This window comes from Anaerolineales bacterium (genome assembly GCA_016928575.1).
Lineage (GTDB): Bacteria > Chloroflexota > Anaerolineae > Anaerolineales > RBG-16-64-43 > JAFGKK01.
Window position 1 is genome coordinate 1 of record JAFGKK010000020.1, and the last position, 11,102, is coordinate 11,102.

Genomic DNA, 11,102 nt, shown 5'->3' on the forward strand with positions numbered 1-11,102 from the left:
ACTCCGGAATGGGTGGCCGGATAACTCCGGAATCACCGGCCGGATAACTCCGAAACGGGCGGCCGGATTAGGCCGGAAAATGCATCCTCGTCCCCATCCCCTGGCCCTCCCCTCAATCTCCCGAGCGAAGCGGGGGAGAGCAAGGGGAGGGTGTAAGGGTTGGGGGTGAGGAAAGGGAGAGGACCGGAGGCCGAGGAGATAATTTAGAAGTAAAGGACACCATGGTGCGGGCCCCGCTGCGTGACCACATCGCCTCATAAATCCCGTGGCGATGTATTCCCCCACACCGTGATCACGCAGGTTCCAAGACCAATGGCGAACCTGCGCACTTCGCGAGGGCAGGACGCGGGGCGGGTCTTCGGCCGGGTGCGCGATGCGCGCAATCTGCTTCGACGGGTTGCGCCATGCTGAACCTGCGTTCGCGCAGACTGCGGAGCGGCTTCTGCGCGCCCGACGGAAAATATTCTTCCCGGGATGGATCCAGAAAAATAAAGTATACTTTCGGGCAAAACGCGAGTCGGGCCGCTCCCCGCCGGGCCGTCGAAGCATTTCCATAGGACGGAATCGCTTCGCTCTGCGGGGGCAGGCAAGCAGACCTGCGCCCCGACTATCGCGCGGAGCAAATCACTTCCGGATTATGGAAGTGACATGGCTGCGAAACGGGGCGGCAAATTACCACTCGGATTCCACAGGGCGTCTCTTCTCACCCAGCGGTATGAACCGCCATCCATTGAGAAATATAACCTTTATTCCGGAGACGGCGTGAAATGAAACGATACCTCTGCTTTTTGTTTGCTTTCGGCGTGTTTTGTTCAGCATGCTCTCCCAATTCCTTGACGGCCGATCCAACCGTTTCATCTGCTCCGACAACCGCCGCAACGCCGCAACCGTCCCTCACGCCCACGCCGACGCCGACGCCAACGGCAATCCCATTGGCTCCCGAATTCAGCTTCAAACCATACCTATCCAGAACTCCCGCCCCGTTGAGAGCCTATGTGGAATCAATCAACCTGGATCGCAAGCAAGTGAGAATCAACGGAGCCGATGACAACCGACCGACGAAGCCGTTTTCGTTCGACTGGGGGGACGGCAAAACCGATAAAAGTTTTTTCCCGGCCATCCACGTGTATGCGGACGCTTCCCGCAATTACATTGTTCGGATCGAATCCGGCGCGCACACCTTTTCGGTGTCCGTCGTCTTCGTGCCCGTTTCCCTGTCCTCAGCCCCTTTGCCCGACATCGTCCGGGTATCCATTCCGGATGCCGCGATAAGTTTGGAATCGCGGCTGTACCCAATTGGCGACTACTCGTATTTTGATGACAGTTTTTTCACCCGAATGTCAAGACGGAATATCGAGTACCTGCTCTGGATCGGCGCGGCCATTCAATTCGACCTTGTCAACCAAGATGTCTTCCTGGTGGACGGAAGATTCCAGCAAGTGGTGTTGAGGGATCCGTACGCGGGGGGGGGGATGTATTCTCTGTGGTTTACCAGCCCGGTCGCTTTGACTTCCGGAGATTACGGGTTTACGGCCACCCCCCAATATAGCTCCTTTTTCCACGAGATGGGGCACAACTTCACGCTCAACTCGCCCGCGGACTATCACTACGGCGGAAAAATTGATGGAAACGCGAATGCCATCTTTTCCGAAACGATGGCCAACATCTTTGCCCATGCAACCGCCTTTGAAATCCTGAATCACACAGGGGAGTACGGCATTGATCCCATTCTGGCCCTGGATATCCAGAACAGCGCCGTATCTTCCATCGACGTTACACGCTGGGGTTTTTATAACTACCTCGCCCGCGGCAAGCAATTCCATTCTTGGGACTATCCGAACACCCAACCGGACGACACGGTCGAAACCTTCCTGACCCTGGCTTATGTGTTTTGTCTCCACGCCGAAGAAAGCGACGGCGGGTACCGCATTCCGGCGCAGAGAATGATGCGGTTGTTGCAGAAATTCAACCCCGCTTGGCAATCGCTTTATAGCCCCCACGCGAATTCGCTGCAAGCGGAGTCCTTCCGCGCCACGCTGATGGTGGCGGCCATGTCGTACGGCTTTGCCGCCGACTTGCGGGAAGAATTTCGAAATCTGAACTTCCCCGTCAGCGACGACTATTACGCAAGCATTATGGACGCCATGGAAGATAGTTGACCGTTGCCCGATACGCGCCGAGGCCGCGCGAAGAACCGATGGATTGGGCGGAGTAAGAAGGAATCTCGGCTCTTTTTCCTTTATCAGCGCAGAGGAATCCCTCCCGGTCCGGGACGCCGGGACAATCTTCCCGATCGGCTGCAAATCGCCCGCATTTTCTGCGACCGCCGCCTGACTTCCGATCGCGGGGATAATTTTCCCCTCGGAAGGGAGGAGTATTCCCCAGAAGCGGGGAAGACAATCCGGTCCGGCTCCGGTATGCTGATGGCTGGAGTCCAACCAAAGGATGAAGGCCGTCGCTGTTTCGGCGCTCCCCACCGTCATGTTGGCGGTCTTGGCCGGATCCGCTCCGAACCCGCATGCCGCGCGCCCGCCTGTCGGCCGGCCGGATTGGACCCCGATCGAGTGCCCGATGGAGGTTCCCGCGCGCTATACGATCGAATGCGGCATGGTGACCGTGCCGGAGGATCACGGCCGACCCGAAGGTCCGGCGATCCACCTCGCCGTCGCCGTCGTCCGCTGTTCCGGGGCTGCCCCGGCTTCCGATCCCCTGCTGATCATCAACGGCGGCCCGGGCGCCTGCGCGAGCTGACCGGCTCCAGCGGGCGGATGGCGGAGCCGGCGGGGGATCCGCCGGGGGATCCACTGGGGGATCCACCGGGGTAGGCAATACCCTCTGCGCCCGGGGAGATCCGATCATGCGGCGGATCCACTCAAGCTATCGGGCCGCCTTGGCAAAAGAGAAGGGTAAAATTTTCCGGAACCCGATTCCCACCAGAAGGGGTTTTTCTTGCCGGCAAGGAAAATGCTGAAACGGTAAAAAACCCTTTCCGTGTGGAATTTCAACGAACGGACAGGGACGGATTCCGTCCCGGAATATCTTGGGTGCAATAAAGGAAAATCCGAGATGCTTTTATTGAGGAGATTCGGTGATCATTGATGAAAACGTCATTTACACCGGGGTTGGAATTGTGCAAGCGGTTTTACTGGGAAGAAGTGCGTCCGATCCTTGATACAACCTTTCCCGAAGTAACGCACACCGCCGCTCTGCTTGGGGGCGGGTCGGAAGTATTGGGATTTGATACGCCGCTTTCAATGGATCATGATTGGAGTCCGCGGGTCATGCTTTTTCTCGGGGAAAGTGATTGCCGCAAAGTTGGAAAGGACATCAATCCGGCAGTACAATCGAAATTACCGAAGCGATTTCATCGAGTGCCGGTGGAACCGGTCGGTAAAACCAAAGAAACGGCTCCAATAGAAATTCTGACCGCGCGGAATTTCATACTGAATTATCTTGGTTTTGATATCCGGAAAGAAATTGAACCTGCGGACTGGTTGACTTTCCCCGAGCAAAAATTGCGTACGATTACTTCCGGCGAAATATTTTGGGATGGCATAAATCTACGGGGGATGTACCGTCGTTTTGAATATTATCCTCGTGATATTTGGCTTTATCTGCTGGCTGCCGAATGGAATCGGATTGGACAAGAGGAACACCTGATGGGCCGGGCCGGCAGTGTGGGAGATGAGATTGGTTCGGCGTTGATTGCGGCGCGGCTGGTGCGGGATATTATGCAACTGTGCTTTTTAATGGAAAAGCAATATGCCCCTTACGCCAAATGGTTCGGCAGCGCATTCGGAAAATTGCCTCATGCGCATGAGCTGACGCCGATCCTGCAAAGGGTTCTGTCTGCAGCAGCGTGGACCGATCGGGAGAAGGCGCTTTTGTCGGCGTATGAAATCACGGCGAAACGTCACAATGCCTTGGGAATAACCGAGCCGGTAAAGGCAACGCCGCAACAATTCTATGGGCGGCCGTTTTATATCATCGGCGGTGAAAAAATAAAGCAAGCGATCATCCAAAAAATCGCCGATCCAGCCATGGAAAATATCATCGCGAAGGGGATAATCGGCGGTATCGATCAGATCAGCGACAATACGGATATTTTGTGCGATGTCCAATGGCGGGCGGTATTGCGACATTTGTTTGAAAAAATAAAATTGCGCCCGGCCCGGCGCTGAGGCCCGCCTCCGGGGCGCTTGGCGGGCGTCCATTTTTACGCGGGCGGTTCTTTCAACAGGGTATTGGGCGAAATTCTCTTTTTGCAGTATAAATACCCAGGATGAATGATTCCAAAGGGGTGACTCGATGGATGCTGAAAAAAAACCTCCGGCGCAACGGTATCATTTGGAAAACGGCCCAGACCTATTGCGGGTGACGATTAGCCCTTTTGCCAACCACCCCATCTTTAAGGCATTCGTTTATCTACTTCTGCTGCTTTTTATTTTGATTTTCTTTTCCATGATTCTTCCGATGGCGTTTTTGCTGTTCATTCCCATAGGGGGAATTTTCAATAATGTGTTCCTGGCCGTTGCCCTCATGCTCTCGCTGCCGGCGGCCGTATTCGCATGCATGGTTTTTGTCTTTGCCAAGCATAGAATCATTGTGGAGGTCAGCCGGCGGGAAATAACCGTAATCAATCAGTATGGATTGTTGAGTAAGGAATCGCACTATGAGGCCGGAGGAATCAAGAACATTCGAGCATCCAATAATCGTTCGCGGGGAGTCATATCCTTTGATTATGGAACGGCCACAAGGGATATTTGTCCAAGCCTGACGGAAGAAGACGGGAAATCGATCCTCTTTGCCATCGCCGAAAAATTCCCGCCGTACAAACCGGAAATGGAGGCGGGCGGATCGGCGGCGGTCGAGAGGAAATATTCGCCGCTGCAGACTCTGGGGATATCCCTTTTTCTTGTTTGCGCTCTCGGGGGCATGGGAACTCTGGTGGTGATCGATCCGGAAATTCAAAAAACCTCCGTTCCCATTCTGGCATTCGTGTGGACGATTGCGGCGGCGATGGGGGTTTCGGTGTTCGCCAACTTCCGGCGACGGAGATGGTTCACCACCCTCATAATCCAACTCGGCCTGACTTCCTTCTTGCTTGCCTACTCCCTTCACGTTCTTCTGACGAACGGATCCGGATGGATCTGGGCCGTTCCGATCATCGGCGCTTTTCTTGCGGCTTGGGTTTTCCCGGCGGTAAATCCTAACGCAGCGAAGAGATACAAGGACGCACAAGAGCGGTTGGGGAAAAAGCTGAGTTCGGTGGGGATGTGGCTGTTCTCCGGCCTCGTTTTTTTGGGGTTTTTTATCCCCCGCGAGGCATCCGCGTATCAAGCCATTCGAATTGTTCTTGGCGTATTGATGGCGATTACGGCGATCGGCGGCGGTCAGAAATTTGCGTATCAAATTTGGAATCAGAGAATAAGCGAGAAACAAGGAAGCCGGATTGCCCAACCCGGAAGACCCGAATAGAATGGAAACCCATCTGCAATAATATCCGACCGTCATGTTTCCGCATATCCGCGGAATCGGCGGATCCGCCCTTTCGTTTCGCGGCCGGATCGGCATCCGGAGATAAAACCGAAGGCGATCCAATTCGGCGGGGGATCCTCGTTGGCGCGGTTTTCGGGGGCGGCGAAATCCGCTTGTTCCGGCAGAGAATGACCGGCCGGGCAGCCCACTCCCGCGCCGGGGGAAATAACCGGCGATGTCCGCGCGGACTCCTTGCGGGCGGCCGCGCCGGAACGGCGTTGTCGGATTGGATTACAATATCCGCCGCGGGCCGCCGCCGTGATTCTCCGGACGGCTCCGCAAAGAAAGCTCCGCATGGCAAACCTCCCTTCCTCTCCCGCCACCGTCCTCCGCGCGGGAATAGAAAACCTCGAACCGGATTGCTGGGTTCTTTCCGTGTTCGACGCAGTCGGCTGCTTCAGTTCCGGGCGCTCCGAGGAGGAAGCCCGGGCCCAGGCCGGAAACCGAGTGCGCCAATACTTCAAGTGGCTGGGGAAGAAGGACGGCAATCCGGCTCCCTTCGAGGAAGCGGTCGAGGTTGTGATCGCGGAGCGGTTCGAAGCCTACCCCTGGCCGAAGGACCCGGCGGTTTTGGTGCACGCCTTTTTCGAGGACGACGCGCGCCCCCTGCGACCCTGGGATCTGGACATCGGAAGGCGCCTCTTGGAATGGGGCCGCGAGGATTTTATCCGCCTCTCGGGCTTCCTGATGCCGGATTCGCTCAACCACCGGGAGAACGCCCCCAATTGGAGTCTTTTGGACCGGTTGATGGGGCATATCTGGGAATTTGAAAGCACGGTCCTCAAGCGGATGGGCACGATGCTGGATCCGGCCGAGATGCCCGGCGACGCGATGGGCCGCCTCGAGGTGGTGCGCGCCAAGTTCCTCGAAAAGCTCCCGGAATGGGCCGAAGCCGACCTGACCACCGAGGAATTCGGGGAGAAATGGTCCGCGCGCAAAGCCCTGCGCCGGGTCCTGTGGCACGAACGGCATCATTTGTGGGAACTCGAATCGCTCGTCAAGGGGCCGGTCTGAGGCGGAAGACCGACGTGCCCGCGCTGGCGCAAATCCGCCCAAGAGCTTGCTCCCGCCATATGAGGGTATTCCTCAACTGACGAAGGCGGCGGCAAACCCGGCGATGATTAATTAATCGTCATCCCCGCTAGATTTAAGCGGGCATCCGGGAAGTTCCGAAGAATCCCTCGTGTGATTTCACGTTAGGCGCCGCAAACTAAACCCGATGATCAAGCGGTCATCATTCCCGTGTAAGTAGGACGGACACCCAAAAAATCGGTGCGGCTTTCCTTCCCCGTCAGGGCGCATACACCGTGAAATTGTCGAAGTCGACGACGGCGTCCGAATATTCCGCCACCGTGACGACGACCCCCGCGAAGCCCTCCATACGTTTCACGTCCGCAATCGCCCCGACCGGAGTGTTGTTTACGTAAAGGGTGAGGGCGGATCCCAGGGCTTTCACGGAAATGGTATTCACGCCGTCCGGGTGGATGACGGGGGTCCTCATCTCGGAGATGGGCAGCTGCCATTCTCCGGAGAGGGCGACATACAGGCTGAAGGTCCGCGCCGATGGGGTGATGAGTAAGTAATATGCATCCACGTCGGAGGCCCGGACCAGCACGCCGAACTTGGCTGTGGCTGGACCGTCGATTTGCAGGGCATCGACCGACACCAGACAATCCCCCAGCGGATCCAAGGGGGCGAAGGTGCCCACCAGCAGGCCGTCGCCCGATTTGGATTCGACGGCCATCCGGAATTTTCCGTTTTTAATCTCCCGCTGACTTGCCCCATAATCCGCCTCCCACGGCTCAAGAAGCCATCCGTTCGCGTTGTTGGAGAAGGAATCCTCGAAGATCTTCGGCCAGCCGCCGGTGTTCAACGTCGGCGTGATTGTCGGGGTCGCCGTTTCGGTGGCGGTCGGCGTCGCGGAGGGAGTGAGGGTTGGAGTGTTCGTCGCCGTGGGGGTGGGTGTGGGGGTGGGAAAGAGGGAGGATACGGCGGTGCAATTCAGCGAGACGACCAGCGCGGCGCCCAGGATCAGGGCAGTGGCTGGGCGGAACGGACGGTTTTGCATCTCTGGTCTCCTGAAGGGGGTATGAAAAAAGCCGCAGGGTGCGGCGGCCGGTGCGCAGATTCAATTGTATCAGATCCCGGTCCCCCTTCAGACGATCGACGCCACCAATATTTCCAGTGCGTTCCGGTGCGCGCCGACCGGGAAGGCGGTCAACGCCTTGACCGCGCCGTCGATGTGCCGCCGTGCGTGCCGGCGGGAACTCTCGATGGCTTCGGAAAGGCGGATCTTCTCCAGCAGTCGGCTGATGGCGCCGGGCTCGGGCGCCTTGGAGAGGAAGGCGGTCACGTCCGGGTCGCCGGGATGGTCGCCGAAATACAGGATCGCTGGCAGGGTGAGGAGCCCCTGGCGCAGGTCCTGGCCGGCCGGTTTTCCCGTGCGGGCGGCGTCGGCGGTGAAATCCTGGATGTCGTCGGCGATCTGGAAGGCCATCCCGAAGGAGCGGCCGTACTCGGCGGCCGGCTCGGCGGCGGCGCTTTTTTCTGCCAACAGTGCCGGGCCCATGCAGGAAACCTCGAACAGCGCGGCGGTCTTCGATCCGATCCGCCGCTCGTACTCGGCCAGGGTGCAGTCCGCGCCTCCAGCGGCGATCTGGCGGATCTCGCCGTCGACGATCGACCCCAGGGCGCACGCGAATTTCTGCACGACCGGAAGCGAACCGGTGGCGGCCGCCAGCCGCGCGGCCCACGCGAACAGAAAATCGCCCGCCAGCACCGCCGTCCCCGCCGGCATTTCGGCGTGCAGCGCGGGAACCCCGCGCCGGAGCGGCGCCCGGTCGACCAGATCGTCGTGGATCAGGGTGGCCGTGTGGACGAGCTCGAGCGAAGCCGAAAGCTTCAGGAGCGGATCCTCCGGAGCCTCGAGCATCCGCCCGAACAGCAGGGAGAGGGCCGGCCGCAGGCGCTTGCCGCCCGCGGCCAGCAGGCGCTCCAGCGAGTCGATCACCAGCGCTTCGGCCGGAAGGGGGAACTCCCGCAACCGGGCTTCAACGGATTCCAGATCTTTGCGGACCAGGTCGACCGGGGTGGTATCCATATGCCGTCACTCCCAAGAAAACAAACGCCCGGCGTTGCGCCGGGTGAGATCCGCAAGCCCGGGCGGATCCAAGCCGAGCACCTCGGCCGCTTTTACGGCGACCGCGGCGGCCAGCGCCGGTTCGTTGCGCCTTCCGCGGTTGCCCTGCGGGGGCAGGTAGGGCGAGTCGGTTTCGAGAAGGATCCGGTCTTGCGGAAGCGCGCGCACCGTATCGCGCAGGCGGTCCGCCTTGGGGTAGGTCAGCGGCCCGGCGATCCCGAAGTAGTACCCCATCGCGGCGGCTTGCTCGGCCAAGCGCGGGTCGCCGGAGAAGGCGTGCAGTACGCCGCGCGCCGCGGGGGCGAATTCCGAAAGAATCGCGAGCGCATCCTCGCGCGCCTCGCGGATGTGGACGATCACCGGCAGGCCGAGTTCGCAGGCCAGGCCGATTTGGGCGCGGAAGGCCGCCTGCTGGCGTTCGCGCGGGGCGCGGTCGCGGAAATAATCCAGCCCGGTTTCGCCGATCGCGGCGGCGCCTTCGCCGCGCGCCAGATCCCGCAGGGCCGCGAGGGTCCGCTCGTCGAAGGATCCGCTTTCGTGCGGGTGGACTCCGGCCGCGAATCGCAGGATCGGATCGGAGCGCGAAATCTCCGCGGCGCGGCGGCTGCCGGCCAGATCGATCCCCGGAACGAGGATCCGCACCAGCCCCGCGCGGCGCGCGCGTTCGAGCGCCTGAGCGCGGTCGGAATCGAAATCCGCAAGGTTCAGATGGCAGTGCGTATCGGTCAGGCCGGGGAGCGTCTCCGGCGGGATGAGCGCGGCGCGGTCGACGGAGGGCATCAGGGTTGGGCGCTACTCCGGCGGCAGACCGACCAGCCGGACTCCGTCCTCGAGGATCGCCTGCACCTTCCCGCCGTGGGTGGTCTCGCAGTAGACTCGGATCACCGGCTCGGTGCCCGAGAAGCGCACCAACAGCCAGCCGCCGTCCTCCATGGTGTATTTGAATCCGTCGGTGGAATCGCGGCCGGTCACCCGCAGGCCGGCGATACGCTCCGGACGGGCGGCTCGCACCCGCGCCAGGGCCGCCTCGCGCTGTCCGGGGGGAAGGGGCAGGTCCACCCGGTCGTAAAAATATTCTCCGCCCACCTGTTGGTAGAGGTATGTCACCAGCTCCGAAGGCTTGCGCTCCAGGCGGACCATCATGTCGATCAGGAACAGGCCGGCGAGAATCCCGTCGCGCTCCGGGGCGTGCCCGCGGAAGGCGAATCCGCCGGATTCCTCGCCGCCGATCAGCGCGTCGGTTTCGATCATCTTCGGGGCCACGTATTTGAATCCGACCCCGGTGGCAAAGACCGGCACGCCGAACTTCTGCCCGAGTTTCTCGAGCATCGAGGTGGTGGAGAGGGTTTTAACGATCGGTCCGCGCAAGCCGCGCACCTCGAGCATGTACAGCGCCAGCAGGCCGTAGACCTGCAGTTGGTTGATGAAGACCCCCTTTTCGTCGCCGAAGCCCACCCGGTCGGCGTCGCCGTCGTTGATCACCAGCCCGTCCGCGCCGCGCGCCACCGTCGCGCGCAGGCCGGCGTCGACGTTGGGTTGGATGGGCTCCGGGCGGAGCATTTCCGGGAAGAGGGGATTGCGCTCGGAATGGATCTCGAGGATCTCGATCCGGCCGCCCTCCAGCAGGCGGTGCATCCATCCGGCCCCGTTGCCCCACATCGGGTCGTAGACGATTTTAAGCGGCGCCCGCTTGAGCGGCTCCAGGTCGATCATCCGGCGGACCTGTTCGAGATAAGCCGGGGCTGGGTCGAACATGTGGATCTTCCCCTCGGTCAGGCCGCGTTCGAAGGGAATCCGTTTGACGTCCGTCGGATCGGCGGGGAGGGCGGCTTCGATTTTTTTCAGGTGCTCCGGAGCGACCGCGGCGCCGCGCGAATCCCGGACTTTAAAGCCGTTGTCGGTCCCGGGGTTGTGCGAGGCGGTGATGTTGATCCCGCCGCAGGCCTTTTGATGGCCGATGGCAAAGGAGACGGTCGGGGTGGGGGTGGGGCCGTCGGTGAGCAGGACGGGGAAACCGTTGCCGGCCAGGACCTCGGCCGACGCCGCGGCGAAGTGCTCCGAACCGAAGCGCCGGTCGTATCCGACGACCACCGGGCGGCCCGCGGCCCCGCTTTCGAGCAGATGGGCGGCGAATCCCTGGGCGCAACGGCGCACGTTGGCGAAGGTGTAGTCCTCCGCGATCTTCCCCCGCCAGCCGTCGGTGCCGAAATGAATGACTTCCATGGACTGCACTCCGGGAATAAGATGGAATCGATGGGCGTATTATACCGCCGGGGAATTCGTCGTTTCCGGGATGCCCGATACGAGCACTCGGGCACCTGTCCCGGGCGAAGCGCGGGATGACGGTAAACCCCGTCACCCCCGAGAGATCGTATCGGGGGTCCAGAAGCAACGCCTATTTTGGCCCTCCGAAGGTTTCTGGATG

At 60.5% G+C, this 11,102-nt stretch carries 9 protein-coding genes; 5 read left to right on the plus strand and 4 right to left on the minus strand.

Going from position 1 to position 11,102, the window contains the following annotated elements; all coding sequences use genetic code 11:
- The first annotated feature begins 767 nt into the window (after nucleotides 1-767).
- The 5 genes from JW929_03455 to JW929_03475 all read left to right on the plus strand — a co-directional run bounded on the left by JW929_03455 (nucleotide 768) and on the right by JW929_03475 (nucleotide 6,552).
- The gene (locus JW929_03455) at nucleotides 768-2,159 is read left to right on the plus strand and encodes a hypothetical protein (GenBank protein ID MBN1438443.1); all 1,392 of its coding nucleotides are present in this window, start codon (nucleotides 768-770) and stop codon (nucleotides 2,157-2,159) included.
- Nucleotides 2,160-2,445: 286 nt separating this feature from the next.
- Complete coding sequence (locus JW929_03460) at nucleotides 2,446-2,751, plus strand: hypothetical protein (protein MBN1438444.1); 306 nt, start codon at nucleotides 2,446-2,448, stop codon at nucleotides 2,749-2,751.
- Between the two features lie 347 nt (nucleotides 2,752-3,098).
- Nucleotides 3,099-4,181 carry a DUF4037 domain-containing protein gene (locus JW929_03465; GenBank protein ID MBN1438445.1) on the plus strand — a complete coding sequence of 361 codons (1,083 nt, stop codon included), beginning with the start codon at nucleotides 3,099-3,101 and terminating at the stop codon, nucleotides 4,179-4,181.
- Nucleotides 4,182-4,308: 127 nt separating this feature from the next.
- Nucleotides 4,309-5,478 carry a hypothetical protein gene (locus tag JW929_03470; GenBank protein MBN1438446.1) on the plus strand — a complete coding sequence of 390 codons (1,170 nt, stop codon included), beginning with the start codon at nucleotides 4,309-4,311 and terminating at the stop codon, nucleotides 5,476-5,478.
- Between the two features lie 354 nt (nucleotides 5,479-5,832).
- Nucleotides 5,833-6,552, plus strand: coding sequence for a DinB family protein (locus JW929_03475; GenBank protein MBN1438447.1), 720 nt, complete (start codon nucleotides 5,833-5,835; stop codon nucleotides 6,550-6,552).
- A 277-nt stretch (nucleotides 6,553-6,829) separates the two neighbouring features.
- Here JW929_03475 and JW929_03480 read toward each other — a convergent pair whose 3' ends face one another.
- The 4 genes from JW929_03480 to JW929_03495 all read right to left on the minus strand — a co-directional run bounded on the left by JW929_03480 (nucleotide 6,830) and on the right by JW929_03495 (nucleotide 10,900).
- Complete coding sequence (locus JW929_03480) at nucleotides 6,830-7,606, minus strand: hypothetical protein (protein MBN1438448.1); 777 nt, start codon at nucleotides 7,604-7,606, stop codon at nucleotides 6,830-6,832.
- An 87-nt stretch (nucleotides 7,607-7,693) separates the two neighbouring features.
- Complete coding sequence (locus JW929_03485) at nucleotides 7,694-8,638, minus strand: polyprenyl synthetase family protein (GenBank protein MBN1438449.1); 945 nt, start codon at nucleotides 8,636-8,638, stop codon at nucleotides 7,694-7,696.
- A gap of 6 nt (nucleotides 8,639-8,644) precedes the next feature.
- Complete coding sequence (locus JW929_03490; protein MBN1438450.1) at nucleotides 8,645-9,457, minus strand: TatD family hydrolase; 813 nt, start codon at nucleotides 9,455-9,457, stop codon at nucleotides 8,645-8,647.
- Between the two features lie 12 nt (nucleotides 9,458-9,469).
- Nucleotides 9,470-10,900 (minus strand): phosphoglucomutase/phosphomannomutase family protein, encoded by a 1,431-nt coding sequence (locus tag JW929_03495; protein ID MBN1438451.1) that lies wholly within the window; start codon nucleotides 10,898-10,900, stop codon nucleotides 9,470-9,472.
- Nucleotides 10,901-11,102: the final 202 nt, after the last annotated feature.

Bases quoted from the DNA above. Each gene is read 5' to 3' on its own strand.
- JW929_03465 (MBN1438445.1), top strand. From the start codon at position 3,099: ATGAAAACGTCATTTACACCGGGGTTGGAATTGTGCAAGCGGTTTTAC.
- JW929_03460 (MBN1438444.1), top strand. From the start codon at position 2,446: ATGAAGGCCGTCGCTGTTTCGGCGCTCCCCACCGTCATGTTGGCGGTC.
- JW929_03495 (MBN1438451.1), bottom strand. From the start codon at position 10,900: ATGGAAGTCATTCATTTCGGCACCGACGGCTGGCGGGGGAAGATCGCG.
- JW929_03470 (MBN1438446.1), top strand. From the start codon at position 4,309: ATGGATGCTGAAAAAAAACCTCCGGCGCAACGGTATCATTTGGAAAAC.
- JW929_03485 (MBN1438449.1), bottom strand. From the start codon at position 8,638: ATGGATACCACCCCGGTCGACCTGGTCCGCAAAGATCTGGAATCCGTT.
- JW929_03455 (MBN1438443.1), top strand. From the start codon at position 768: ATGAAACGATACCTCTGCTTTTTGTTTGCTTTCGGCGTGTTTTGTTCA.
- JW929_03490 (MBN1438450.1), bottom strand. From the start codon at position 9,457: ATGCCCTCCGTCGACCGCGCCGCGCTCATCCCGCCGGAGACGCTCCCC.
- JW929_03475 (MBN1438447.1), top strand. From the start codon at position 5,833: ATGGCAAACCTCCCTTCCTCTCCCGCCACCGTCCTCCGCGCGGGAATA.
- JW929_03480 (MBN1438448.1), bottom strand. From the start codon at position 7,606: ATGCAAAACCGTCCGTTCCGCCCAGCCACTGCCCTGATCCTGGGCGCC.